Annotated in this window: 21 protein-coding genes; 10 read left to right on the top strand and 11 right to left on the bottom strand. The window is 56.2% G+C overall.

Annotated features, from left to right (window positions below):
* The first annotated feature begins 103 nt into the window (after window positions 1-103).
* Genes HFD87_RS05645 through HFD87_RS05635 form a run of 3 tightly spaced genes read left to right on the top strand, consistent with a single transcriptional unit; the run spans window position 104 to window position 3269 of the window.
* Window positions 104-2734 carry a YdbH family protein gene (locus HFD87_RS05645; RefSeq protein ID WP_010670213.1) on the top strand — a complete coding sequence of 877 codons (2631 nt, stop codon included), beginning with the start codon at window positions 104-106 and terminating at the stop codon, window positions 2732-2734.
* A complete protein-coding gene (locus HFD87_RS05640; RefSeq protein ID WP_009090058.1) occupies window positions 2731-2919 on the top strand; it encodes a YnbE family lipoprotein in 189 nt (62 codons plus the stop codon). Before HFD87_RS05645 ends, HFD87_RS05640 begins: the two co-directional genes overlap by 4 nt.
* An 11-nt stretch (window positions 2920-2930) precedes the next feature.
* On the top strand, window positions 2931-3269 hold the full coding sequence (locus HFD87_RS05635) for a YdbL family protein (RefSeq protein ID WP_010244649.1): 339 nt from the start codon (window positions 2931-2933) through the stop codon (window positions 3267-3269).
* 64 nt (window positions 3270-3333) lie between these two features.
* On the opposite strand, the gene azoR is transcribed toward HFD87_RS05635, so the two are convergent.
* Window positions 3334-3933 (bottom strand): FMN-dependent NADH-azoreductase, encoded by a 600-nt coding sequence (gene azoR / locus HFD87_RS05630; RefSeq protein WP_010244651.1) that lies wholly within the window; start codon window positions 3931-3933, stop codon window positions 3334-3336.
* 258 nt (window positions 3934-4191) lie between these two features.
* Between azoR and hrpA the strand changes: the two genes are divergently transcribed.
* Window positions 4192-8094, top strand: coding sequence for an ATP-dependent RNA helicase HrpA (gene hrpA, locus HFD87_RS05625; RefSeq protein ID WP_167423063.1), 3903 nt, complete (start codon window positions 4192-4194; stop codon window positions 8092-8094).
* A 58-nt stretch (window positions 8095-8152) separates the two neighbouring features.
* On the opposite strand, the gene HFD87_RS05620 is transcribed toward hrpA, so the two are convergent.
* From HFD87_RS05620 to rstA, 5 genes are all read right to left on the bottom strand, one after another.
* Entirely contained in the window at window positions 8153-8962 is an 810-nt protein-coding gene (locus HFD87_RS05620; RefSeq protein WP_010244655.1) for a serine protease, read from the bottom strand.
* Window positions 8963-9239: 277 nt separating this feature from the next.
* Window positions 9240-9710: an acid resistance repetitive basic protein Asr gene (gene asr / locus HFD87_RS05615; RefSeq protein WP_167423062.1), complete on the bottom strand. Its 471-nt coding sequence runs from the start codon at window positions 9708-9710 to the stop codon at window positions 9240-9242.
* Between the two features lie 159 nt (window positions 9711-9869).
* Complete coding sequence (locus HFD87_RS05610) at window positions 9870-11357, bottom strand: carboxypeptidase M32 (protein ID WP_039392257.1); 1488 nt, start codon at window positions 11355-11357, stop codon at window positions 9870-9872.
* 19 nt (window positions 11358-11376) lie between these two features.
* A complete protein-coding gene (gene rstB, locus HFD87_RS05605) occupies window positions 11377-12678 on the bottom strand; it encodes a two-component system sensor histidine kinase RstB (protein ID WP_064691342.1) in 1302 nt (433 codons plus the stop codon).
* Window positions 12675-13400: a two-component system response regulator RstA gene (gene rstA / locus HFD87_RS05600; RefSeq protein WP_010244666.1), complete on the bottom strand. Its 726-nt coding sequence runs from the start codon at window positions 13398-13400 to the stop codon at window positions 12675-12677. The genes rstB and rstA overlap by 4 nt, the downstream gene beginning before the upstream one ends.
* A 178-nt stretch (window positions 13401-13578) precedes the next feature.
* Between rstA and HFD87_RS05595 the strand changes: the two genes are divergently transcribed.
* Window positions 13579-13992, top strand: coding sequence for a hypothetical protein (locus HFD87_RS05595; RefSeq protein WP_010244668.1), 414 nt, complete (start codon window positions 13579-13581; stop codon window positions 13990-13992).
* A gap of 127 nt (window positions 13993-14119) precedes the next feature.
* Here HFD87_RS05595 and HFD87_RS05590 read toward each other — a convergent pair whose 3' ends face one another.
* Entirely contained in the window at window positions 14120-15511 is a 1392-nt protein-coding gene (locus HFD87_RS05590; protein ID WP_010244671.1) for a basic amino acid/polyamine antiporter, read from the bottom strand.
* 206 nt (window positions 15512-15717) lie between these two features.
* Window positions 15718-16671 (bottom strand): DUF1471 family protein YdgH, encoded by a 954-nt coding sequence (gene ydgH / locus HFD87_RS05585; protein ID WP_010244673.1) that lies wholly within the window; start codon window positions 16669-16671, stop codon window positions 15718-15720.
* Window positions 16672-17211: 540 nt separating this feature from the next.
* Here ydgH and pntA point away from each other — a divergent pair.
* Together pntA and pntB are read left to right on the top strand one after the other, a co-directional pair.
* Window positions 17212-18744, top strand: coding sequence for a Re/Si-specific NAD(P)(+) transhydrogenase subunit alpha (gene pntA, locus HFD87_RS05580; protein WP_167423061.1), 1533 nt, complete (start codon window positions 17212-17214; stop codon window positions 18742-18744).
* 3 nt (window positions 18745-18747) lie between these two features.
* Entirely contained in the window at window positions 18748-20136 is a 1389-nt protein-coding gene (pntB, locus tag HFD87_RS05575) for a Re/Si-specific NAD(P)(+) transhydrogenase subunit beta (RefSeq protein WP_163798511.1), read from the top strand.
* Window positions 20137-20182: 46 nt separating this feature from the next.
* Here pntB and uspE read toward each other — a convergent pair whose 3' ends face one another.
* Both uspE and HFD87_RS05565 read right to left on the bottom strand, forming a co-directional pair.
* On the bottom strand, window positions 20183-21139 hold the full coding sequence (uspE, locus tag HFD87_RS05570; protein WP_167423060.1) for a universal stress protein UspE: 957 nt from the start codon (window positions 21137-21139) through the stop codon (window positions 20183-20185).
* Between the two features lie 117 nt (window positions 21140-21256).
* The gene (locus HFD87_RS05565) at window positions 21257-22009 is read right to left on the bottom strand and encodes an FNR family transcription factor (protein WP_010244686.1); all 753 of its coding nucleotides are present in this window, start codon (window positions 22007-22009) and stop codon (window positions 21257-21259) included.
* A gap of 317 nt (window positions 22010-22326) precedes the next feature.
* Here HFD87_RS05565 and smrA point away from each other — a divergent pair, with 317 nt between their 5' ends.
* Window positions 22327-22893 carry a DNA endonuclease SmrA gene (gene smrA, locus HFD87_RS05560; protein ID WP_045140320.1) on the top strand — a complete coding sequence of 189 codons (567 nt, stop codon included), beginning with the start codon at window positions 22327-22329 and terminating at the stop codon, window positions 22891-22893.
* Here the strand turns inward: smrA and HFD87_RS05555 are convergent.
* A complete protein-coding gene (locus HFD87_RS05555) occupies window positions 22890-23810 on the bottom strand; it encodes a LysR substrate-binding domain-containing protein (protein WP_010670205.1) in 921 nt (306 codons plus the stop codon). The genes smrA and HFD87_RS05555 overlap by 4 nt on opposite strands.
* A gap of 322 nt (window positions 23811-24132) precedes the next feature.
* Between HFD87_RS05555 and HFD87_RS05550 the strand changes: the two genes are divergently transcribed.
* Window positions 24133-25467 (top strand): aromatic acid/H+ symport family MFS transporter, encoded by a 1335-nt coding sequence (locus HFD87_RS05550; protein ID WP_159226449.1) that lies wholly within the window; start codon window positions 24133-24135, stop codon window positions 25465-25467.
* Between the two features lie 67 nt (window positions 25468-25534).
* Entirely contained in the window at window positions 25535-26878 is a 1344-nt protein-coding gene (locus HFD87_RS05545) for a VOC family protein (RefSeq protein ID WP_167423059.1), read from the top strand.
* Window positions 26879-26978 lie beyond the last annotated feature (100 nt).

Below are 26978 nucleotides of genomic sequence, written 5' to 3'. Positions count from 1 at the left end.
TGACTGACTTTGCTGAAACAGCTGACTTGTGTCCGGCGCAGACCTTCACCTCTGGCAGATTACATGCCATCATCGTTGTCAGGATACTGTAAGGAAAAGGATTATGGCTTTTATGCCACGGATGTTCCGGCGACGGCTGGCCGCCATTCTGGCGCTGATTCTGCTGCTGCTCGGCCTGATCTTGACTGTAACGCAATGGCTGCCGCGGCTGGTCGGCATCTGGCTACCTGAAGATACCCGCATTGAGCTGTCGGGCGCACCGCGCTGGCGGGAAGGTGGCCTGTGGTTGCCACAACTTCGTTATCTCGCAGGGGATTGCTCCCTGGCAACGGTAAAGGGGGTATCGCTGGGCTGGCATCAGTCGCGCTGGAAACTGAATGCGTCAGAGCTGACGCTGGATAGCACCTGCCTGCAAAAATTACCGGCCAGTGATGGCAGCACGGCAGCCCCCAAAACGCTGGCCGAATGGCAGGCAATGCTGCCTGGCGCCGACGTTCATCTGGGCAAATTAATCGTTACGCCGTGGCAGACGTATGCGGGCGCGCTGGATCTGACGCTGGAAAAAGATCGTCAGCAACTCAGTTATCAGGGCGATAATCTGCAGCTGGCGGCAACGCTGACCGGTCAGCAGCTCGCTATCAGTCGCCTGACGCTCACCCATCCTGCACTTCCTGAACCCGTCACGCTGAGTGGTCATCTGGCGTTACCCACCTTTGCCACTGATCTGCCGGTGAACGGCGAGGTGACCGGACAGCTGGCGCTGGACGCGCTGCCGCATCCCCTGAAGCTGACGCTTAACTGGCAGCAGCAGCAGGGCGAGCTACGCGTGGCGATGGCCGAAGTAACCAGGCCGCTTCTCAGACTGCCGTGGCAGATCAGCCGCGATCAGATTCGGATTGAAAAGGGCGAATACTTCTGGCCGCTGGAGGCTCAGCCGCTATCAGGGTTTGTTAACCTGACGCTGGATAACTGGCAGTCTGGCCTTGAAAGTAGCCAGATTAGCGGTCGCGTTAACCTGCTGACCCAGGGACGCGGCGGCAAGGGTAACGTGGTGCTCGGCGTTGGTCCCGGCAACCTCAGCCTGACCAACAGCAACCTGCCGTTTCAGCTAACCGGCGAAAGCAAGCTGGCCGACCTGCAACTTTACGGCTCCATTCCGGGCGTGCTCAGCGGCTCGATCCTCGATCCTCAACTGGTGCTGCAACCTAAATCGCTGCTGCGCCTGCGGGGCCGGTTGCTGTCAACGCTGGAAGTGGACGAAGCGCGCTGGCCGCTGGCGGGCGTACGACTCTCCTCGCAGGGTATTGATGGCCGCCTGCAGGCCATTCTGAATGCGCACGATGCCAGTTTTGGCCGCTTCCGGTTGCATCTCGATGGCCGCGCCAATGATTTCTGGCCCGATAAGGGCGAATGGAACTGGCGCTACTGGGGAGGTGGCGAGATGCTGCCGCTGCAGGCGCGCTGGGATGTTAAAGGCACGGGCGGCTGGCACGACACCCTGATCCATCTGGATACCTTGTCCACCGGTTTTAATCAGCTGGCGTATGGCAGTGTCAACGTTGCAAAACCGCGTCTGACACTAACTAAACCGGTAAACTGGCAGCGTGATGCGGCGCATCCGGCGTTCAATGGGCATTTCCGCCTGCAGGCAGGAGAGACCCGCTTCAGCTATGGCGGACATCTGGCAGACTCCACGCTCGACTTTGAGGCTAAAGGTCGTGATCCAGGCTATTTTATCTGGCGAGGCAGTTTACAGGCGGGCAAGGTTGGCCCGCTGCGGGTTAACGGCCGCTGGGATGGCGAACGGCTGCGCGGCCAGGCCTGGTGGCCGGCACAGTCGCTGACGGTGTTTCAGCCGTTGCTCAGCCCCGACATGAAAATGCAGATCCAGGGCGGCCGTTTGCAGGCACAGGTCGCTTTTTCCGCCGCAAGTGAACAGGGTTTCCAGGCGGGAGGCCACTGGACGGTAAAACAGGGCAGCATCTGGACGCCTGACAGCCAGGTTAACGGTATCGACTTCTCGCTGCCGTTCAGATTCCATGAGCAGCAATGGCAATTTGGTCAGCATGGCCCGGTATCACTGCGCATTGCCGAGGTTAAGAACCAGTTTGCGATGCAGAATATTCGCGCTGACCTGCAGGGTAACTGGCCGTGGTCCGAACAGGCGCCGCTGACGTTGCAGGATGTCAGCCTTGATCTGCTGGGCGGACAAATTACGCTGCCCGCTTTGCGCATGCCACAGCATGAGCCAGCCCGGGTGTCGCTGCGCAATATCAGCCTCAGCGAGCTGGTGACGGCGCTGAAACCTAAACAGTTTGCCATGTCGGGCAAGGTCAACGGTGAGCTGCCGCTGTGGCTCAATAATCCACACTGGCTGGTGGAGAAAGGGTGGATTGCCAACAGCGGTCCGCTGACCTTCCGGCTGGATAAAGATATGGCGGATGCGATTACCCGCAATAACGTGGCGACGGGCGCCGCGCTGGACTGGTTACGCTATATGGAAGTCTCCCGCAGCTGGGCCACGATCAATCTGGATAATCTTGGCGACCTCACCATGGAGGCGCAGGTGCAGGGCGTCAGCCAGTTCAGTAACCGTCGTCAGACAGTTAATCTCAACTATCATCATCAGGAAAACCTGTTTCAGCTCTGGCGCAGCCTGCGCTTTGGCGATAATTTGCAATCCTGGTTAGAGCAACATGCGAATTTGCCATCCAACAAGGACACTTCACCATGAGCCTGAGGGCACTACTGGTTCTGGCAGCCGGACTGCTGAGCATCGGCTGCGTGCCGCGCATTGAAGTCACGGCACCTAAAGATCCCATCACCATCAACATGAACGTGAAAATCGAACATGAGATCCACATCAAAGTCGATAAAGACGTGGAAGCGCTATTGAAAAACCAGAGCGGTCTGTTCTGAGGAGAGCAACGATGAAACGCATAAGCGCGGTGCTGTTCCTCGCCCTGACGATGGCGCAGCCTGCCTGGGCACTGACGCTGGATCAGGCGCGGCAATCGGGGCGGGCAGGTGAAACGCTCTCCGGCTATCTGGCGGCACGTGCGCAGGATAGTGAAACGCTGGCACTGGTGCAGCGTATTAATGCCGGACGTCAGCAGGAGTATCAGCGACTGGCAGAACAGAATAATCTCTCCACGGCCGATGTCGCCAGTATTGCCGGACAGAAGCTGGTGAGCCGTGCGGCAGCGGGGGAATATGTGCGCGGCATTAACGGTCAGTGGCTGAGAAAAACGGCAGAGAGCAGTCAGTAACCGGCGAAAAAAAACCGGGCGCATGGCCCGGTCTTTTACAGCGTCATCCTGAGATGAGTGAGACTTATGCCGTCACGATCTGCTTGATAGCGTCTTTCGCTTCAGCGGTCGCTTTGCTGGCCACTTCCGGACCGTAAGCGATGCCTTCAGCAAACACGAACTCAACGTCAGTGATGCCGATGAAGCCCAGGAACAGCTTGACGTAAGGGGTCAGCAGGTCAGTAGGGGTATCTTTGTGGATGCCGCCACGGCTGGAGATAACGACTGCCGTTTTGCCTTTAACCAGACCTTCCGGGCCTGCTTCTGTGTAGCGGAACGTCACGCCAGCACGGGCAATCAGGTCGAAATAGTTTTTCAGCTGCGTAGGGATGTTGAAGTTGTACATTGGCGCGGCAATCACCACTTCATCATGAGCCTGCAGTTCTGCAATCAGTTCATCAGACAGGTCCAGAGCCTCCTGCTGACGAGGTGACAGCGGGGTATCAGAGGGACGCATTGCACCCACTAACTCGCCATCCAGTACCGGGATCGGGTTAGCCGCCAGGTCACGTACGGTAACCTCTTTACCCTGGGCCTTTGCCTGTTCGATGTAGAAGTCAGCGAGCTGGCTTGATTGTGAGTAGCCTGCAAGAATGCTTGATTTCAGAACTAAAACTTTGCTCATGGTGGTTTCCTGTCTGTTACGCGGAAGACTTTCCGCTCAATGGTTTACACTCTACGGTTATCGATGGCGCGGTGAAAGCGCAATATTTCGAGACCCATGTTCGAATTTATTGAATAAGCGTAACCGGGGCCAGCCGCCGGAACAGTTCAGAATGTGCTATGATGCGCGCAATTATTTTTTATTGAATCAGCTGGTTATCCCGGCTTGCAGGGCGCTGCTTCAGGCAGCGACACCGTCTGAGTAAGGTACGTCACTATTATGTCATCTCCCGATACTTCCCCACTGGCAGCGCTCTGGTCACGCCTCGACGGTGTAATGCTGCGCGATCGCCAGCGGTTACAGCGCCGTTTACAGGGTGCCAGAAAAGCTAAAAATCCTGAGGCACAGCAGGGCATTGCCAGCGAGCTTGAGCAGGACTTTATTGCAGCCGAACAGCGCGTGGCCCAGCGCCGTGCGGCCACGCCAGCCATTACCTTCCCGGACAATCTGCCGGTCAGTCAGAAGCAGCAGGATATTGCTGAGGCGATTCGCGATCACCAGGTAGTGATTGTCGCCGGTGAAACCGGCTCGGGTAAAACCACGCAGCTGCCGAAAATCTGTCTGGCGCTGGGGCGTGGTGTGACGGGTCTGATTGGTCATACGCAGCCGCGCCGTCTGGCCGCACGTACCGTGGCGAATCGCATTGCCGATGAGCTCAGCACTTCGCTGGGCGGCTGCGTCGGCTATAAAGTACGGTTTAACGACCAGGTCAGCGACCTGACGCAGATTAAGCTGATGACCGACGGGATTCTGCTGGCGGAGATCCAGCAGGATCGTCTGCTGATGCAATATGACACCATCATTATTGATGAAGCGCACGAACGCAGCCTGAATATCGATTTCCTGCTCGGTTATCTGCGTGAGCTGCTGCCGCGTCGCCCCGATCTGAAAGTGATTATCACTTCCGCCACCATCGATCCACAGCGTTTCTCGCGTCATTTCAATAATGCGCCGGTGATTGAAGTCTCAGGCCGGACCTATCCGGTTGAAGTGCGCTATCGGCCGGTGATCGAAGAGGCGGATGACAGCGATCGTGACCAGCTGCAGGCGATTTTTGATGCCGTAGATGAGCTGGGCCGGGAAAGTCGGGGCGATATCCTGATCTTCATGAGTGGTGAGCGTGAAATACGTGATACCGCCGACGCGCTGAACAAACGCGATCTGCCACACACCGAAGTGCTGCCGCTCTATGCACGGCTGTCGAACGCCGAACAGAACCGGGTGTTTCAGTCGCACAGTGGCCGTCGTATCGTGCTGGCGACCAACGTCGCGGAAACCTCACTGACGGTGCCTGGGATTAAATATGTGATCGATCCCGGTACGGCGCGTATCAGTCGTTACAGTTTCCGTACCAAAGTGCAGCGCCTGCCGATTGAACCGATATCACAGGCGTCTGCCAACCAGCGTAAAGGGCGTTGCGGCCGCGTTTCAGACGGTATCTGTATCCGTCTCTACGCGGAAGATGACTTCCTGAGTCGTCCGGCCTTTACCGATCCTGAAATCCTGCGCACCAACCTGGCGTCAGTGATCCTGCAGATGACCTCGCTGGGCCTCGGCGATATCGCCGCCTTCCCGTTTGTGGAAGCGCCCGATAAGCGCAATATCCAGGATGGCGTCCGCCTGCTGGAAGAGCTGGGCGCGCTGACCCTGAACGAAGAGACCGGTCACTATAAGCTTACCGGTTCCGGGCGTCAGCTGGCGCAGCTGCCGGTGGATCCCCGCCTGGCGCGGATGGTGCTGGAAGCGCAGAAATTTGGCTGCGTGCGCGAAGTGATGATTATCACCGCAGGCCTGTCGATTCAGGACCCGCGTGAGCGTCCGGCAGATAAAAAACAGGCGTCCGATGAGAAGCACCGGCGCTTTGCCGACAAAGACTCCGACTTCCTCGCCTATGTGAATCTCTGGAACTACCTGGCGGAGCAGCAGAAAGCGCTGTCCGGGAATGTTTTCCGCCGCCAGTGCAAAAGCGATTTCCTTAACTATCTGCGCGTGCGGGAATGGCAGGATATCTACACCCAGCTGCGGCAGGTGGTGCGTGAACTTGGCATTCCGGTTAACAGTGAACCGGCTGAGCTGCAGCCCGTCCACTGCGCGCTGTTAAGCGGTCTGCTGTCGCATATCGGGCAGAAAGACACCGATAAGCAGGAGTATACCGGCGCGCGCAATACCCGTTTCGCGATCTTCCCTGGCTCCGGGCTGTTTAAAAAGCCGCCGAAGTGGACCATGGTGGCGGAACTGGTCGAGACCAGCCGCCTGTGGGGCCGCACGGCGGGCCGTATTGAACCGGAGTGGATTGAGCCGCTGGCACAGCATCTGATCAAGCGTAGCTACAGTGAACCGCACTGGGAGAAATCGCAGGGCGCGGTGATGGCCACCGAAAAAGTCACGCTCTATGGCCTGCCGATTGTCGCCGCCCGTAAAGTTAACTATGGCAGCATCGATCCCACCCTGAGCCGTGAACTGTTTATTCGTCACGCGCTGGTGGAGGGCGACTGGCAGACCCGACACGCCTTCTTCCGCGCAAACCAGAAGCTGCGCAGCGAAGTGGAAGATCTGGAACACAAATCCCGTCGTCGCGACATTCTGGTCGATGACGAAACGCTGTTTGCTTTTTATGACCAGCGCATTGGCAAAGAGGTGGTCTCGGCGAAGCATTTCGACAGCTGGTGGAAACAGGCCAGTCGCGAAAACGCAGAACTGCTGAATTTCGACAAGCAGATGCTGATCAAAGAGGGCGCGGATAAAGTCAGTCAGCTCGACTACCCCAACTTCTGGCATCAGGGCAACCTCAAACTTAAGCTGAGTTATCAGTTTGAGCCGGGCGCAGATGCGGATGGCGTGACGGTACATATTCCGCTGCCGCTGCTGAACCAGGTAGAGGATAGCGGTTTTGAGTGGCAGATCCCCGGTGTGCGCCGTGAACTGATCATCGCACTGATTAAGTCTCTGCCCAAGCCGCTGCGCCGTAACCTGGTGCCGGCGCCCAACTACGCCGAGGCGTTTTTAGGAAGGGTGAAAGCGATGGAGATGCCGCTGCCTGATGCGCTGGCGCGGGAATTCCGCCGCATGACCGGCGTCACGCTGGAGCGGGAAAACTGGCAGTGGGAACAGGTGCCCGATCATCTGAAAATGACGTTCCGGGTAGTCGACGAGCACAATCGTAAGCTACTGGAAGGCAAAGATCTCACTGCGCTTAAGGCACAGCTGAAAGACAAAGTGCAGGAAACGCTGTCGAAAGTGGCGGATGACGGGCTGGAGCAGAGTGGGCTGCATATCTGGAGTTTTGGCGATCTGCCACGCAGTTATGAACAGAAGCGCGGCAGCTACCAGGTTAAAGCCTGGCCTGCGCTGGTCGACGAGAAAGAGAGCGTCGCCATTCGTCTGTTTGACAGCGAGCAGGAGCAGCAAAAAATGATGTGGCGCGGTCAGCGTCGCCTGCTGCTGCTGAATGTGCCGTCACCGGTTAAATATCTGCACGAGAAGCTGCCGAACAAAGCCAAGCTCGGACTCTACTTTAACCCTTATGGCAAAGTGCTGGAGCTGATTGACGACTGCATCGCCTGTGGCATCGACAAGCTGATGGGGGAAGCGGGCGGTCCGGCCTGGGATCAAACCTCGTTTGAGCAGTTGCGTGACAAAGTGCGCGGCGAACTCAATGAAACCGTGGTGACCATCGCGAAGCAGGTCGAGCAGATCCTGACGGCAGTCTTCAACATTAATAAGCGTCTGAAGGGCCGGGTCGATATGACCATGGCGCTGGCGTTATCTGACATCAAAGCGCAGTTAAGTGGCCTGGTTTATCGCGGCTTTGTCACCGGCAACGGCTGGCAGCGACTGGCCGATACGCTGCGTTATCTGCATGGGATTGAGCGCCGACTGGAAAAACTGCCTGCCGATCCGCACAGCGATCGTGCGCGGATGTTAAAAGTACAGGCAGTGGAACAGGCTTATCAGGCGTGGCGCAACAAGTTGCCGCCGCAGCGTCAGGATGATGAAGAGGTGCAAAATATCCGCTGGATGATCGAAGAGCTGCGTATCAGTTACTTTGCTCAGCAGCTGGGTACGCCTTATCCCATCTCAGATAAGCGTATTCTGCAGATGATGGAGCAGATAGCGGGTTAAGTGCCGGGATGCGCGCCGTAACCGGCGCGCATCCGATGATGGCGAGTGAGAGTGCGGGCTACTGAGCCAGGGATTCCAGCTTATCTTTAAACGAGGTGACCGAAATCGCACGGTTATCAGCCAGGTAGCGATCTTTCGCTGCCGGTGCTGAGCTTTGTACCGCGATTAACTGCCAGCCTTTATCGCTATTGAGCAGCAGTGGCGAACCACTGTCACCTGGCAGGGTGTCACACTGATGCGACAACACGGCGCGCTGCGCCCAGCCGGTGATCAGGCAATCGCTGTGGGAGTAAAGCGTGTCCAGATGATCAGCCGGATAGCCTGCCTGCGTCACTTTTCGTCCGGTCAGCTTCAGCGCCGCAGTGAGTTCGCTGCGTGAGCCATCGAACAGCGGAATAGGCGTAATCGCTGAGGGCGGATTGCGTAAAATCACGATGCCGTAATCATAGGGGGCTGCACTGCTCGGCACGATCCAGCCTTCACCATCCGCTTTTAACTTTGACGCCAGCGAGGGTTCAACCCGCGCATCAATATCATGAAGCTCGTAGCGCCAGCCTTTATCGCTGGCCATAAATCGCAGCGCAACCGGCTTATCGAAATTACCCGGCGGGGCAAGCAGACAGTGTCCGGCGGTCAGCGCCAGATGCGGAGAGATGAGTGTGGCAGTACAGAGGTTGCCGCTTTCGGTTTCCAGCTGACCAATGGCATCCCAGGGGGCAGCGGTAATATCGGTGATTGCCTGGCGATGATCCTTACCGAAAAACAGCATCTTAATTTCAGCAGGAGTAGGCGAGTCATCGTCATCATCGGCATGAACCGTGGTGGCAAAGCTGAAGAGTCCAACCATTAACAGGGTAGCCAGGCGCATAGAAATCTCAATGGCGAGAAAAAATTAACGTTATTGTTATTACGTAAGTACGGTAACTATAGTCGGTGAGCGTTGAAAAAGGGAGTTTTATTGGTTAATCAGTACGCTACAGCGGTTAAACAAAAAAGCTTGCTGCAACAATGCCACACAGGATCATCACCAGCAGAATAATTTCGAAGCGATAGCGACGCACCATATCATCCACTCCAGTAAAGAAACACCCGGCAGAACCGGGTGTTTTTAATCATCATCTCGTGGCCGTGCGCTGAAGGCGACCTTAGTTTTTAGCTGCTGGTTTCACAACTTTTTTGTGGTGAACTTTTTTAGCAGCCTGAGCTTTCTGTGCAGCTGGTTTAGCTACTTTTTTGTGGTGAACTTTTTTAGCAGCCTGGGCTTTCTGAGCGGCTGGCTGAGTGGCTTTTTTGTGGTGAACTTTTTTAGCGGCCTGGGCTTTCTGTGCAGCAGGTTTAGCTACTTTTTTGTGGTGAACTTTTTTTGCAGCCTGCGCTTTCTGCGCGGCATCTTTTTTCACGGCTTTTTTGTGGTGTTTCTTAGCAGCCTGCGCTTTCTGAGCCGCTTTATGGTGTTTCTTGTGCGCAGTTTTGTGAACGGTTTTAGCCGGTGCTGCAGCGGTAGTAGTGGTTGTTGCGGCTGGCGCAGCAGCTGGAGCAGCTGTGGTGTCAGCAGCGAAAGCAACAGAAGACATACCCATAGCAGCGGCGACAACCAGTGCAAATAATTTTTTCATTGCAAATCCCTCGAAGACTATTTTTTCATGTGTAGCCCACTGCGGGGCCGGTGAAGAGACTATAGGGATATCAATGAACGGTGTCCGTGGGTGTTTGGTATCGGCGTGTAACCGATTGTACAAAGGCAGGAAAGGGCGGTCAGCTGACCGCCCGAGAGCTTAGCTATTCAGGTAACGTTGTTCAAGGTGCTGGCGGAAGAAAGCCGGATTCAGCGCTTCGCCGGTGGCGTTGATCAGCAGCTGATCGGTAGAGAAACGGCTGCCGTGCTGCCAGATGTTCTGTTGCAGCCAGTCGAATACCGGCTGCAGCTCACCGTGCTGAATCAGCTCGCTGAGCTGAGGAATCGCAAGATGTACCGAGCGGAACAGCTGTGCGGCGTACATCGCGCCCAGCGTATAGGTCGGGAAGTAGCCAAAGGCGCCGTCGGTCCAGTGGATATCCTGCATACAGCCATCGCGGTAGTTACCCCGGGTATCCAGACCCAGCGACTGCATCATTTTCTCATCCCACAGCGCCGGAATATCCTCAACCTCAATCTCACCTTCAATCAGGGCCTGCTCGATTTCATAACGCAGAATAACATGCGCCGGATAGCTGAGCTCATCGGCGTCAACCCGGATCAGGCCAGGCTTAACCTGCTGGGTCAGGCGTACAAAATTATCCGCCTGCAGGGCAGGCTGATCGCCAAAGGTGGCGATCACCTGCGGCAGAATGCGCTGCAGGAATTCGCGGCTGCGACCGAGTTGCATCTCCATAAACAGGCTTTGTGATTCGTGGATAGCGGTGGAGCGCGCCAGCGCCACCGGCTGCCCGCGCCACTGCTGCGGCAGATTTTGCTCATAGCGGGCGTGGCCGGTTTCGTGGATCACGCCCATCAGGGCGCTGAGAAACTCATTCTCGTTGTAACGGGTGGTAATGCGCACATCTTCCGGCACGCCACCGCAGAAGGGATGCGCACTGATATCCAGCCGGCCATGGTTAAAGTCGAAACCCAGCGTTTCCATGATGCTCAGGCCGAGCTGACGCTGAGCAGGCAGGGCGAACGGTCCCTGCGGCGTGACAACGGTCTGTTGCGCCTGTTTTTCCACGACCTGCTGTAACAGATCGGGCAGCCAGGTTTTCAGTTCGCCAAAGGTTTCATCCAGCCGGGCGCGGGTCATCCCCGGTTCATAAAGATCCAGCAGCGCATCGTAACGCGAGCAGCCAGTGGCGTCGGCGCGGCGCTGGGCCTCTTCGCGGCTCAGACGCACCACCTCTTTGAGATTGGCGGCGAAGCCCTGCCAGTCGTTGGCGGGACGCTGAGTGCGCCATGCATGTTCACATACCGAGCCGGCGATTGATTTGGCTTCAACAAAATCATCAGGCAGCAGGGTGGCCTGCTGGTAAGCGCGCTGCATCTCGTTAAGATTGGCCCGCTCAACATCGTTGAGTGACTGCTGCTCTGCGGCCCTGAGCCACTCACCAACCTGAGGGGCAGTGAGGATCTGGTGCTGCAACACGCTCATTTCGGCCAGCGCTTCACCACGCGCCTGACTGCCGCCCGGCGGCATGGTGGTTTGCATGTCACATCCGGCGATGGCCGTGACGTGGCTGAAACGGGAAAGGCGCTGGAACGTCTTGGTAAGTTGTTGATACGCTGAGGTCACGTAAGACTCCTTGTGGTTTTTAACGCAGCGGAATTTCCCGCAAGGTTAGATCAACCGGCCAGCAAAAGCGAACGCTGGCGCCGCCCAGCGGACTGGATTCAATAGTCACATTGCCGCTCAGCGCCTGGGCAATAGAGTGCACAATCGCAAGTCCCAGTCCGCAGCCGCCTGTAGCGCGATCGCGGCTGGGGTCCAGCCGGACAAAGGGTTCGAAAACCCGTTCACGCTCTTCAGGCGGAATGCCGGGACCGTCATCTTCCACCTGCAGACATCCTATCGGACCGTCGAACCACAAACTGACGCGCAGCCGCTGTTGCGCATAACGCAGTGCATTGTTGACCAGGTTATCCAGTACCCGCTCCATCAGGCGGGTATCAGAAATGCCGATGTTTTCACGCTGCGGCAGCTCAAGGTCGAGCCGCACGTCGGGATTGATAGTGCGGAAATCGTCAAGCCGCTCGCGCAGCCAGTTGGCCAAATCCAGCGATTTCAGATTGAGATCGACGCGCGGCCGGTCAAGACGCGCATAGGTCAGCAGCTCCTCAATCAGGCTTTCAAGCTGGCCGATATCGCGATTCAGCGCCACCCGTTCGCCATCCGTGAGGTTGTCGCTCATCTCCAGCCGGTAACGCAGGCGCACCAGCGGTGTGCGCAGCTCATGCGCAATACCGTCAATCAACTGCTTCTTACTGGCAACCAGCGTATTGATGTTCTCAGCCATCTGATTAAAGGCGATGCCGAGCCGGAACAGGCTGGAGGTGCTGTCGAAATGGGTGCGCACGTCCAGCTCGCCACGGCCAAAGCGCTGAGCCGCTTTTTCCAGTCGCTGCATCTCCTGCCAGTGGGGGCGCAGCCAGATAAACACCGGCAGCGCCAGTGACATACCTATAAAGATCAGCAGGGCAATATCCAGCAGTCGCATCTGATGCAGATAGAAGAGATAGGGAATCGGCCCGACTGACAACACGTAGTGGCTGCGCGGAATGTGCTGCAAAAAGGTGTATTGATCGTCGAGCGCCACGATCTCTCCGGCGCGCAACCGACGCATGTTGCCTTCATCAAGCTGATATTTGTTCATCGGCTCGATGTGCAGATCGAACGACAGGCCGAGATCGAGACTCTTGATGGTTTTATTCCAGTCACGCGGCGGGATCTCGCGCAGTTCGCTGCGGATCAGGTAGAGCGAACTGGCCATCAGGTCATTCATCGACTGGCGGCCCGCACGTTCAGCGGTGAACTTGTAGACCAGTCCCACCAGCAGCGCCATCACCAGAAAGCAGACAAACAGCAGCAGATAAAACTGAATAAAAAGCTTTCTCATAGTCCGCGGGTATCCCAGGCCTGGGGCGCAAAAAGATAGCCTTTGTTACGAATGGTTTTAATGCGGAATGGCTCGGTGGCGCTGTCGTGCAGCTTTTTGCGCAACCGGGAGATGGCCACGTCGATGCTGCGGTCAAGGCCGTCATAGCTGACCCCGCGCAACGTTTTCAGCAGCGCATCACGGTTAAGCGTCTGGCCCGCATGGCTGGCGAGTACCCACAGCAGATCGAAATCCGCGGTGGAAAGGGCGATCTGCTCGTCAAACAGCGTGACCTGGCGGTTCAGCGCATCGATGGTCAGCGAGCCAAAACGCAGCATACGGTTGGCGGCGGGTGCGCTGGGTGCATCGTCCGGCTGTCCCTGCTGCGACTGACGCAGATGAAGGCGCAGGCGGGCCAGCAGTACCGCCGGCGGCGTGGTTTTCAGAATGTAATCCTGCGCACCCATCTCCAGGGCCAGAATATGGTTCATGTCGCTGTCCAGTGAGGTGAGCAGCACGATCGGCCCCTGCCAGTTTGCCCGCAGGTCACGGCAGATAGTCATGCCATCTTTGCCTGGCAACATGATATCCAGCATCACCAGATCGGGCTGCTGTTCGGCAATGACCGCTTCAGCACGGTCGCCGCGCATCTCGACAATCACCTCAATATCATGACGACCCAGATAGGCCGCAATCAGTGAGCCCACTTCGGGTTCATCTTCTACATAAACAATTTTGTTCATAGTTCACAAAGCAGAGACTGGGATGGACGGAAGCATATCTTTTCCTGGTCCTGAGCTCTACGTTACCGCACGAAATATCCGTGGCTTGCTGGTATATAACCGGCAAAATGTGCAATCATTAGCGCGGCCTTTTTGCGCCAGGTTTGGGATATTGATGATTATCATGAGGAGCGTTAGTGTGTCTGATAAAGAGCTGGCATCAGCCATATACCCCGACCGCATCTGCTTCAATTACAGTGACTTTCTCTCCGCTTCCTGCAAAAAACGCTGGAGCTTCGTCGATGCTATTTATGGTGTGATGCCGATATTTGGCATGGTGACACGTAAATCGGCACACCGCTTACAGGGCAGTGACGACCCGTTAAAAGAATTAGCATTACAAATCATTTCTACTCAGGTCAGCGACGAAATTAATATCGCACGCCTGATTACCCTTGCGGAACAACAGCAGATTAGTCGCTTCGATATTCAGCTTCCTTATCCGCTTTCGGCGGAGCAGCTGGATGCGATCCATCATGAATATTCCAGGCCGCTGAATCTGACACAGCAGGATGACCTGCTGTGTGTCTCAATACCTGTGCAGTCGCACTGATAGCCTCTCCCATCAGGCTCTGAACCTGGGCAGTGCTCACCATCCTCACGTACTGTCTGTACGCCTGGTTGCTCCGCGCTGGCCGGGTTCGCACTGCCTGCAGCCATTACGCCTGCCGGGCCAGGCGCTAAGTCGTCAGCTGCCACACGGCGGGCAGCGTCGCGGCAATCAGCAATCCCATTGCAATCCGCTCCAGCGAAGTCAGCGCAAACTCTGCGCGGCCACCGCGTCGTGCAAACAGAAACAGCAGCAGGCCCGGTGTATAGAGCACCACAGACATCATCAGGTGCAATGGCCCCGAGGCGTAAAGCAGCCAGATGCCATAAAGGCTGGCACCGATACCGGTCGCCATCGCCAGCGGTTTATGCTGTCCGCGTACCACTTTGATCAGATATAACCCCACCAGCAGATAGGGCACCAGAATCATCTCAGAGGCGATGGTCAGCAGGTTGTTGTAATTTGCACCAGTCAGGGCAATCAGGATCAGGCAGAGCTGAATACTGCCGTTGGTCAGCCACAGTGAGGCGGCTGGCGCGTTATGGCGGTTTTGTCGGGCGATACTGCGTGGAAATGCACCCTGTTGCGCGGCAATCAGCGGCACTTCAGCGGCCATAATCGTCCAGCTCAAATAGGCACCGCACACCGAGATAACCAGACCCACCGCAATCACCGCATCGCCCCAGTTGCCCATCAGTCGGGTCATCAATCCCGCCATGGAGGGGTTACGCATCTGAGCCAGTTCAGCACGTGGAACCACGCCAAGCGACAGCAGTGTCACCAGCAGATAGACCAGCAACGCTGCCAGCACGGCGAATAGTGTAGCCCGGCCCACATCCTTTTTCTGGCGCGCGCGTGCAGAAACCACCACCGCCCCCTCGACGCCAATAAAGACCCACAGGGTAATCAGCATGGTCTGCTTGACCTGCTCCCATAGCGGTTGCCCCAGCGTGATGCCGGAAAAGTCAAAGCGGAAGCGATCATAGTTGAACGCCATCACCGCCAGCACAATAAACAGCAGCAGCGGCACCAGCTTGCCGAGCGTCGCCATCAGATTAATGCTGGCAGCGGTCTGAACGCCGCGCAGCACCAGCCAGTGAACCAGCCACAACAGCACGGAGGCACCCAGCATCGCCTGCCAGGTGTTGCCATCGCCAAAGATAATCCGGTCCGGCGTATCGGTGAAGAAGCTCAGGGCAGAGAAGACAATCACCAGATAGGAGACGTTGGCGATCACGGCGCACAGCCAGTAGCCCCACGCGGAGCAGAAGCCCATCAGCTCGCCGAAACCGGCACGGGCATAGGTAAAGATGCCGCCATCCAATTCGGGTTTAAGGCGGGTCAGCAGCAGCATCGCCAGCGACAGAAAGATGATACCGACGCCGGTAATCAGCCAGCCCAGCAGCAGCGCCGCCGGACCGGCCACTGCAGCCATATTTTGCGGCAGACTGAACACGCCTGCGCCCAGCATAGAGCTGAGCACCAGCGCCGTCAGCGCACCGAGACCTAATTTTTTCTCCAAAACAACCTTCCCGCTAGCATATATGGCTGGGTAAATCGAATTCTGTCGCTGGGTTATGTCACACCAAAGGCACAATACAGGGACAATATCCGGTAAAACAGGCGGAGGATTTTACGGAGTGTGGCAGGGGATGGCAATGCGTGACTATGCAAAACAGCGCAGGAATTATGCAAACAGCAGGGCGGCAGGCGCCGCCCTGAGAAGGATTACTTAAACAGGTCAGCCGTGACGGTCAGGTTACCGCCACTCTGGTTCTGCCACTGACGGGTAACGTGGTAGAACTTGGCACCTTTGTCCGCCGCACGCTTCGCCACTTCTTCTGAAATCTCAGTTGGCGTACCGAAGTGACCGGTGAAGGTTACGGTATCGAACGGCTGCATCTGCGCAGCAGTAATGGCATTCACTTCCTGCACCGATTTGCCGTTTGGCAGATTAACGGTATAGCGCTTGCCGGTAGAGCTTTGGGTTTCGAAGAAACGACCCACTTTGTTGCTTGGCGTTTCAGACGAGGCAACGCCTGGAATTTCTACGTTAGCCGCCGCAGCGCCACCGGTTGCCAGTGCGGCTTTACCCGCTTCTGAATCGGCAGGAATCGCATTTGGTGTCTGCACCGCGCGCTCTTTAGCATCCGCTTTATAGACATAGGCGGTGACATACTGATTGCCGCCGCTGTTGGCATCGATCTGGCGAACGATAAAGAAGGAGGCTGCGCCTTTCTGTTTTGCGGCTTTCGAAATTGCGTCGTTTACATCCGGCTGGCTGGCAAAGAAGCCGCTGACCGAAACGGTATCGAAGGGTTCGAGTTTATACGCTTCTGCTTTTGGCAGTTCGTTTACGCCGTTGAAACGACGGTAAGTCGTTGACTCTGTGGCTGCCGGGGCATCGGCTTTATAGAGGTCAGCCGTAACGCGCCAGTTACCGCTGTTACCGTTGCTGTCGTTGATCGCCTGGATGTAATAAGAGGCCGCGCCCATCTGATCTGCACGTTTTGATACCGCATCGGCAGCGTCGCCAATTGCGTTGAAACGGCCGGTGATATTAATACGTTCGAATGGCTTCAACGCGGCCGCTTTTTCTGGCGTAAGTTCCTGCGCAGCGAATGCGTTGGCTGCCAGCAGGGACAACAGAGTGGTCGCCAGAATAGTGTTCTTCAGCTTCATAAAAATAATCCTTCGCCTTACGCAAAAATGAGTACGAAAACGTGCTGGACTCTTGATGTATAACAGAATAGCCGCTGATTATTGCATGTTATAAACAGACTGTCGCAGCGATTTTTTGTGTCAGATCGCGTTATTCAACCATGATTTTTTCATTTGTTTGTCATCAAACGCAGTTATGGCCAGTTTTAGTGACAGTTACCACTAAAAGCGGTAACTATTAGCGATAAAATAGTTAATGCATTGTTAAATAAAGGTTTTTGTTGTTGATTAATTCGTCCTGGTACAATTATCTCTGGCAGATTATCTGCCTTTGAGACTATTTTGCAGTGGGATAACGCAGGTTTCTTAACAGAACACTGCATAATTGGGTGAATGTCATCACTCTGCGTGGTCGCTGTAGATCGCTCGTCACATTTTCAGTAGGTTATAAACACTTTGAAATACCTGCGTTTCGTCCAAAAGCGGCTGAAATCGCGTTTCAGTCGCGCTCTCGTGGTGCAGGTTCGGGCCATCATCCTTTAACCGATGAAAGGAAACACTATGTTAATTGGAATACCCAAGGAAAGGTTGCCAAACGAGTCGCGCGTGGCCGCCACGCCTAAGACCGTGGAACAACTCATCAAGCTGGGTTTCAGCGTCACCCTTGAGCATGACGCCGGTAAACGCGCCAGCTTCGATGATGAAAGCTATATCGCAGCCGGTGCCACACTCAGCGACAGAGAGCAGGTCTGGCAGTCCGATATCGTGCTGAAGGTGAATGCGCCGGATGACGAAGAGATTGCGCTGACGCGTGCGGGCAGCACGCTGGTCAGTTTTATCTGGCCCGCACAGAATCCCGATCTGCTGTCAAAGCTGGCCGCACGTCAGGTCACGGTAATGGCAATGGATTCAGTGCCGCGTATCTCACGAGCGCAGTCGCTGGATGCCCTGAGCTCTATGGCGAACATTGCCGGTTATCGCGCCATTGTCGAAGCCGCCCATGAATTTGGTCGCTTCTTTACCGGTCAGATCACGGCAGCCGGTAAAGTGCCACCGGCAAAAGTGATGGTGATTGGGGCCGGTGTTGCCGGGCTGGCCGCGATTGGCGCAGCGGGCAGCCTGGGCGCGATTGTCCGGGCGTTTGATACCCGTCCCGAAGTCAAAGAGCAGGTGCAGAGTATGGGCGCCGAATTCCTTGAGCTCGACTTTGAAGAGGAAGCGGGCAGCGGCGACGGCTATGCCAAGGTCATGTCCGAGGCTTTCATCAAAGCTGAGATGGCGCTGTTTGCCAGTCAGGCCAGAGACGTGGACATCATTGTCACCACGGCGCTGATCCCAGGCAAACCGGCTCCGAAACTGATCACCGAAGAGATGGTCGCCAGCATGAAGCCGGGCAGCGTCATTGTTGATCTGGCGGCGCAGACCGGCGGCAACTGTGCGCTGACCGTCGCTGATCAGGTTACCGTCACGCCGAATGGTGTGAAAATCATCGGTTACACCGATCTGCCCAGCCGTCTGGCGACACAATCCTCCCAGCTCTACGGCACCAATCTGGTCAATCTGATCAAGCTGCTGTGTAAAGAGAAAAATGGCGAAATCCAGGTCGATTTCGAAGATGTGGTGGTGCGTGGTGTCACCGTGGTACGCGATGGCGAAGTGACCTGGCCAGCCCCGCCGATTCAGGTCTCCGCCGCGCCACAGGCTGCCGCTGCCGCCGCGAAGCCGTCAGAAAAGATTGAGGCGAAGCCCGTTTCACCGTGGCGTAAATATCTGCTGATCGCCCTGGCTATCGTGCTGTTTGGCAGCCTGGCAAACGTGGCACCGGCCGACTTCCTCTCCCATTTTACCGTGTTCGCGCTCGCCTGCGTGGTGGGGTATTACGTGGTCTGGAACGTCAGTCATGCGCTGCATACACCGCTGATGTCCGTAACCAATGCCATTTCCGGCATCATTGTTATCGGTGCGGTCTTGCAGATGGGCCACGGTGGCTGGGTCACCTTTATCTCCTTTATTGCCGTGCTGATTGCCAGCATCAATATCTTTGGTGGCTTCACCGTCACCCAGCGCATGCTGAAAATGTTTCGTAAGGGGTAACACATGTCTGGCGGATTAGTCACTGCAGCCTATATTGTGGCTGCGATTCTGTTCATCTGTAGCCTTGCTGGTCTTTCGCGTCATGAGACCTCTAAGCGGGGTAATATTTTCGGTATCAGCGGTATGGCGATTGCGCTGATCGCCACCATATTTGGCCCGGACAGCGGTAATGTGGTCTGGATCCTGCTGGCGATGGTCATCGGCGGCGCTATCGGCATTCGTCTGGCGAAGAAAGTCGAAATGACGGAAATGCCAGAGCTGGTGGCGATTCTGCACAGCTTTGTTGGCCTGGCCGCAGTGCTGGTGGGCATCAACAGCTATATCGACCATGCGCCTGGCCTGCCAGCGGTGATGGAGAATATCCATCTCAGCGAAGTGTTTATCGGTATCTTTATCGGTGCCGTCACCTTCACCGGCTCGCTGGTGGCGTTTGGCAAACTGTGCGGCAAAATCTCTTCACGGCCGTTAGCGTTACCGCATCGTCACAAGCTGAATCTGCTGGCGCTGGTGGTTTCGTTCCTGCTGCTGCTGTGGTTTGTTAACACCAGCAGCACGGCTGTGCAGGTGTTTGCACTCTTGCTGATGACGGTGATTGCGCTGGCGTTTGGCTGGCATCTGGTCGCGTCGATTGGCGGCGCGGATATGCCGGTCGTGGTCTCGATGCTTAACTCCTATTCAGGCTGGGCCGCCGCCGCCGCTGGTTTCATGTTGAGCAACGATCTGCTGATTGTGACCGGTGCGCTGGTGGGGTCATCCGGTGCGATCCTCTCCTACATTATGTGTAAAGCGATGAACCGTTCGTTTATCAGCGTGATCGCGGGCGGCTTTGGTACTGAAGCCAGCAGTGGCGATGAAAGTCAGGAAGCGGGCGAGCATCGGGAGATTACGGCTGAAGAGACCGCCGAGATGCTCAAGGCATCCAGCTCGGTGATTATCACCCCAGGCTACGGCATGGCGGTAGCGCAGGCGCAGTATCCGGTCGCGGAAATGACTGCCCGACTGCGTGCGCTTGGCATCAAAGTGCGCTTCGGTATCCATCCGGTGGCGGGGCGTCTGCCGGGTCACATGAACGTGCTGCTGGCAGAGGCGAAAGTGCCTTATGACGTGGTGCTGGAAATGGATGAAATCAATGACGATTTCAGTGAGACCGACACGGTGCTGGTCATTGGCGCTAACGACACGGTCAACCCGGCGGCGCAGGATGATCCCCGCAGTCCGATTGCGGGCATGCCGGTGCTGGAAGTGTGGAAGGCGCACAACGTGATAGTGTTCAAACGCTCAATGAACACCGGCTATGCCGGGGTGCAGAATCCGCTGTTCTTCAAAGAGAATAGCCAGATGCTGTTTGGCGATGCCAAAGCCAGCGTGGAAGCGATTCTTAAAGCGCTGTAATAAAAAAGGGCGGCTAATCAGCCGCCCTCTCTGTTTATGGGGAGGATTAATCTTCCTCATCCTCTTCCTCATCCAGGTCAATCGGCGATTTGAAATCGTCCGGCTTAAGCGCCAGCAGATCGCAACGCAGATGATCAATCACCTGTTCCGCCGTATTGCCGAGGAATGCTGCCGACAGGCCGGTGCGTCCAATCGTTCCCAGCACCACCACACCAGCTCCCAGATGTGCCGCCAGATCGGGGATGACCTCTTCCGGCAGGCCTTTAGCCACATGGGTGAACTCTTCACCAATCGAGAACTTCTGCCGTAGCGCTTTCATTGCCACCAGATGCTGACCACGGATCGCGTCGTTATAGACGCTGGGATCAAAATCGGGCAGTTCGATAGCAATATTGATAGGGGTAATCGGGTAGGCGCCGACCAGATGCACTTCGGTCTGATTCACCTTTTCCGCCAGTATCACCGTTTCACGAATCAGCTTCTGATTCAGGCCATCGTGATGCGGCTCTTCGCTGGCAAGATTGACCGCGACAATCGCTTTACCGCCTTCCGGCCACGGCTGATCTTTGACCATCCACACCGGACACGGGCATTTACGCAGCAGGTGCCAGTCGGTTGGAGTGAAAATTACTGACTCAAGGCGATCGTGCTGATGCGCCATCTTCAGCAACAGGTCATGCTGATGGGCGAGCACTTCCTGAATAATGGCTTCATAGGGACGGTTGTGCCAGATCACTTTGATGTCAATTTCGACACCGGCATCAAGGTAAGCGCGGGCCTGCTCGCGGATCCATTCGGTACGCTGGCTGATCACGCCCTGGCGCATCGACGCGCGCTCATCCGGCGAAAGCAGGGTGGTCATCTCATATGAGAAGTCATAGATAGGCAGGAAGGCTTTGATTCTTCCGCCAAGACGTTGATTCAGATAGACCGCACGTCGCAGCGCGGGCTGATCGTCTTGCTGGGCATCAATGGCGACCAGAACATTTTGGTACTGGGACATGAGGCGTTCTCCTTAAACCAGAGCGACTGGAATAAAGATAGCCTATGTTGCACAGCGGAAGAAGTGAAAAAGTTACTGCCGGATCAACAAAATAAGATTTATTGATCCGGCTGAGGATCAGGCGGCCTGGTGGCTCTGACCCGCGAGCTCTTCCAGCAGGGCATGGTTTTCAATCGTGATGTACTTGCCTTTCACCGCCAGCATACCGGACTTCTGAAAACGCCCCAGCAGGCGGCTGATGGTTTCAACCGTCAGGCCCAGGTAATTACCGATATCGCCACGCGTCATGGTGAGGCGGAATTCGCGCTGTGAAAAGCCGCGCTGGCCAAAGCGACGGGAAAGATTCCAGATAAACGCCGCCAGGCGCTCTTCAGCATTTTTCTTCGACAGCAGCAGGATCATGTCCTGATCGCCTTTGATTTCACCGCTCATCAGACGCATCATCTGCTGACGCAGGGCCGGCATTTTGCCCGACAAATCATCAAGCGTTTCAAAAGGGATCTCACACACCATTGCCGTTTCCAGCGCCTGCGCAAAGCTGGGATGGCTGGAGCCCATAATCGCGTCAAAGCCGACTAAATCGCCCGCCAGATGGAAACCGGTGATCTGCTCATCACCCTGTTCAGTGATGGTGTAGCTTTTAATGGTGCCGGAGCGAATCGCATACAGAGACTTGAGTTCATCGCCTGCTTTGAAAAGCGTTTGCCCTTTCTGAATGGGTTTTTTACGCTCAATGATATTGTCGAGCTGATCCAGCTCATGTTCATTTAGCGTAAAGGGGATGCAGAGCTGACTGATGCTGCAATCCTGGCAGTGAATGGCACAACCGCCCGACTGAATACGACGAATGCTGCGTTTTTCAGGGATCATAATGGTTTGCTCGACGATTATTGACTGGGGTCAATTTTAACATTTTTTGTGCTGAAGGGAACTCATCCGAGCAGTTTTACACTTACAAATATTATGGACTAAGCACACAACGACAAACGCTGATGTGACGGGCTTCTCAGAATCCCGACAGGGCCGACTGTCAAGAAAACTTTCCGCTTATGTGATCTGTCACACGCTTCTGCACTGGCAATGACTTTCGAAAAAGTGGGGTGGGCCGGTGATTCCAGCTTTTGCTACGCTAACGGGTAAAGCGTGATTTGCACATTCCATCAATTTTAACCAGGTGTGAGAAAACCATGAACCTTGATGATAATGATCTCTTTCGGGATGCCATGGGCGATGTCACGCCGTTAAAAGACACCACCACTACCTTGTGGCTTAAAGCACCCTCAACGAAGGCGCCACGAAAACCGCCAGGTGAATCGGAGGAGGAGAATTTCCTGACCCGGGGCGATCTGGAGATCGTTTCACTCAATACCCCGCTGGAATACAAAGCCGACGGCATTCAGCAGGGGATTCTGGATAAACTGCGCAGAGGAGAGTATCAGCTGGATGCCAGCCTCAACCTGTTGCGGCAACCGGTCGAAACCTGTCGTCAGGCGCTCTTTAACTTTATGATGCAGGCGCACAAACAGGGAATGCGCAATCTGCTGATCATCCACGGCAAAGGTCGTGATGATGAATCGCATGCCAACATTGTGCGCAGCTATCTGGCGCGCTGGCTAAAGCAGTTTGATGACGTACAGACCTTTTGTGTGGCCCAGACCCGGCATGGCGGGGCCGGGGCGCTTTATGTCGGATTGCGCAAAACCGATAAAGCCCGGCTTGAAAACCGCGAGCGGCATGCGAAACGCAGCCGCTAACTGTGAAACTTACGGATGGTAGACATCAGCACTTCAGCACTCAGGCTCAATTCTGCGCCGGTGCGGGTAATGATGCCCACCGGTTCGCCCGGCCCGGAAGAGGCGATCGGCAGCGCACAAACCGCGTTGTGGCTCAGATCCTCTTTAATCGCCCCGGAAGGGACGAACCAGATGTAGTCGTAGCGAAGAGCCAGCTGGCGTGCCAGTGAAGTCGAAGAGGTCTCAATGCAGTGAGGCGGAAGGGTGCAGCCCTGTTCATCCAGCATCTGCTGTGCAATCCGGCGCGGAGCCGTGCCCTCGGGCGATATCACCACCGGCCACTGCATAGCACGCGAAAGCGTGACGTTGTCACTTAACAGCGGGTGTTCCGGCCTGACCACCAGCTTGAGCGATTCCAGAAACAGCAATTCATAGGTCAGCCCGGTCATCATGGCGCTGTCCGCCATCCGGCCAATGCCGATATCGAATTCACCGCCGCGCAAGCCTGCCAGCAACACATTATTGTGAAGTGTCGCCACCTGAATGGTGGTGTTGGGCTGCAATTGATGAAAACGATCCAGGATGCGTGGCAGCATCCCCATCGCAGCAGTGGTCAATGCCCCCAGCCGGATAATCACCGGCGCATCGCCCGGCTGCTCATTAAAACTCTGACCGGCATGGTTTAGCGCGTCGAGTACCCGCACCGCATGGGTCAAAAACTGCTCTCCCATGGTGGTCAGCTGCGCGCCCAGCCGGCCACGTTCAAACAGACGAACGCCAGTCAGCTCCTCCAGCTCATTCAGGGTCTTGGAGAGGGCAGGCTGGCTGAGGCTAAGCGTCTCTGCCGCCCGGCCCAGTGTGCCTTGCTGCGCAACCGCAACAAAGGTATGTAGATGGCGCAAGCGAATGCGCTGATTGAAAAGGATATTTTTTTCCATATCCTAAACTTAATGAGAATGACCGGCTTCAGGCAACTGTTTAAAATGAATTCTGTTAACTTTGCTGCAAATTTATTTTAACAAACGAGTCGAAATGACCGTGCTACCCTTTAACTCTCTGATTAAAAAGCGCTCAGCCGGGTATGCCGCTGAAATACGCCATCCTCTGACTACGGTATATCAATAACTTAACGGCTTAAAGTTGAATAATTCTCAATATCATATAAAAATCTGACCGCTTAAGGTTAACGATCGGCTATCATTAGCGCCGTTTTTTTTACTTAAACTGATGTCAGATTTCGTTACTCCAGAGGAGTGTTCATTGACCAGCGTCGAGGCGGTAGATGTCCGCCAGCTTATCAACCAGCAGGGGCTGAGCCACTGGCAAAAGCGGCTCATTGCGCTCTGTTTTATCGTGGTGGCACTCGATGGCATGGACATTGCGATCATGGGATTTATTGCGCCGACACTGAAAGCCGCATGGGGGGTGAGTAATCATCAGCTCGGGGTCGTCATCAGCGCAGCGTTAATCGGGCTGGCGCTGGGTGCCATGGTGGCAGGACCGCTGGCTGACCGCTATGGCCGTCGCATGATGATTATCCTCAGCGTCTTCTTTTTCGGTCTCTGGACGCTGGCAACGGCGCTGTCACAAAACATTGAGCAGATGATGCTGTTCCGTTTCCTTACCGGACTGGGACTGGGTGCGGCGATGCCCAACATCGGCACGCTGGTGGCGGAATATGCACCTGAGCGGCGGCGGGCTTTTATCATCACGGTGGTGTTCTGCGGCTTTACCTTTGGTGCCGCCAGCGGGGGATTTGCTGCCTCCTGGCTGCTACCGCGCTATGACTGGCACTCCGTGCTGCTGCTGGGCGGTATTCTGCCGCTGCTGGTGTTGCCATTACTGATCCGCGGCCTGCCGGAGTCGGTGCGATTTCTTATCAGCCGTGGCGCACCGGCTGCCCGCATTCACGCCATCCTCGACCGGATGATGCCGGGCAAAACCGCGCCCGACTGTGCGTTTCACGCGCCTGAGGCCACCGTGCCGGTGAGCGGCGCGATAGGCACCGTACTTTCACGCCGCTATCTGTTTGGCAGCACCATGCTGTGGGGCGGCTACTTTATGGGGCTGTTCATGGTTTACCTGATTGGCAGCTGGCTGCCGTCGCTGGTCAACACCCTGGGCATGTCAGTGACCGAAGCGGCGATTATCACCGCGATGTATCAGGCGGGCGGGACGCTGGGCTCCCTGTTTGCGGGCTGGATGATGGATCGCTTCAACGCTAACCTAGCCCTGGCGGCGATCTACGGCTGCGGCGGGCTGTTTATTGTGGCACTGGGCTTTTCACCCGCGGAAGTGGGTATGATGAGTGCGATCGCCTTTTGCAGTGGCTTCTGTTTCAACGGGGCCAATACTGGTATGAATGCCTTATCCGCCAGCTATTATCCTACCCACGCCCGCGCTACCGGTTCCAGCTGGATGCATGGAGTGGGCCGCATCGGCGCGATTTTAAGCGCCTTTGTTGGCGCAGAGATGATGTCTCTTGGATGGTCTTTCAGCGTTATCTTTCTGCTGCTGGCAATACCGGCTGTGATCACCACCCTGATGCTGCTGTTAAAAAACCGCTACGGCTTTAAGCCGATCACAGATTCGTGATTTTTTCCGCTGAGGCCAGCGTGTTGCATTACATTAGCAGCAACGCTAACGGTGTCAGGTGGATAAGATGGACAACTTTCTCAGTGCGGATCTCATCCGCACCCGTTTCTCTCAGGCGATGTCAGCTATGTATCAGCAGGAAGTGCCACAATATGGCACGCTGATGCAACTGGTGGCGACCGTCAACGACCGCGCGCTGGAAGCGGATATCGCGCTGAAAGATCGTCTCACCGCAGCCGATGAGATCGACCGACTCAACCTGGAACGTCACGGTGCGATCCGTGTGGGCACGGCAGACGAATTAGCCACACTGCGGCAGCTGTTTGCGGTGATGGGAATGCACCCGGTTGGCTATTACGATCTCTCTCAGGCTGGTGTGCCGGTGCACTCCACGGCGTTCCGGCCGATCACCGATGCGGCGTTGCGCCGCAATCCCTTTCGGGTCTTTACCTCGCTGTTACGCCCTGAACTGATCGACGACCACGCGCTGCGTGAAAAGGCGTCGGAGATTCTTGCCGCGCGCGACATTTTCACCCCCCGTTGCCGGGCGCTTTTGGAACTGCAGCAGCAGCAGGGCGGATTAACCGACGAGCAGGCCACTGAGTTTGTTACCGAAGCACTGGAAACCTTCCGCTGGCATGCCCACAGCAGCGTGGACAGTCAGACCTATCAGGCGCTGAACCAGCAGCATCGGCTGATCGCTGACGTGGTCTGCTTTCCCGGCTGCCACATCAACCATCTCACGCCGCGCACGCTCGATATTGACCGCGTACAGCAACTGATGCCGTCGCGCGGTATCGATCCGAAAACCCTGATCGAGGGACCGCCGCGTCGTCAGGTACCGATCCTGTTACGTCAGACCAGCTTTAAAGCGCTGGAAGAGCCGATCATCTTTCAGGATGGGCATCAGGGAACCCATACTGCACGCTTCGGTGAAATTGAGCAGCGCGGCGTGGCGCTGACGCCTCAGGGCCGTGCGCTCTACGATCGGCTACTCAGCGAGGCGGGCAGCGGTCAGGATAATCAGCAGCATCAGCAACATCTGGCGGCAATTTTCCGTGACTTCCCCGACGACGAAACCACGCTGCGCCAGCAGGAGCTGGCCTGGTTCCATTATCGCCTGAGTGAAAAGGGCATCGCGACGCCGCCGGCTCAGGGTGAATCGCTGGAGACCCTCATCGAAGAAGGTCGTGTGCTGGCAGACCCTATCATCTACGAAGATTTTCTGCCCGTCAGCGCGGCGGGCATTTTCCAGTCCAACCTCGGCGATCGGGCGCAGGTTCGTTCGGCGGGACAGGCGAGCCGCCAGGCATTTGAAGCCGCGCTGGGCGCTGTCGTGCTGGATGAGATGGCGCTATACGAAGAGCGCCAGCAGCGCTCGCTGGCACAGTGTGGCTTACGGCCAGACTGACGCCTCTGCAGGCAACAGGCGCGTTGCCCGCAACGCTTTCTCCGCACCCGCCCTGCTAAGGCCAGTGGACCTGAAGTGGGGCAACGCGGGTAATATGCTG

The organism is Pantoea sp. EKM21T, assembly GCF_011800405.1.
Taxonomy (GTDB): Bacteria; Pseudomonadota; Gammaproteobacteria; order Enterobacterales; family Enterobacteriaceae; genus Pantoea; species Pantoea agglomerans.
This window is presented reverse-complemented; position numbering and strand designations above follow the sequence as displayed.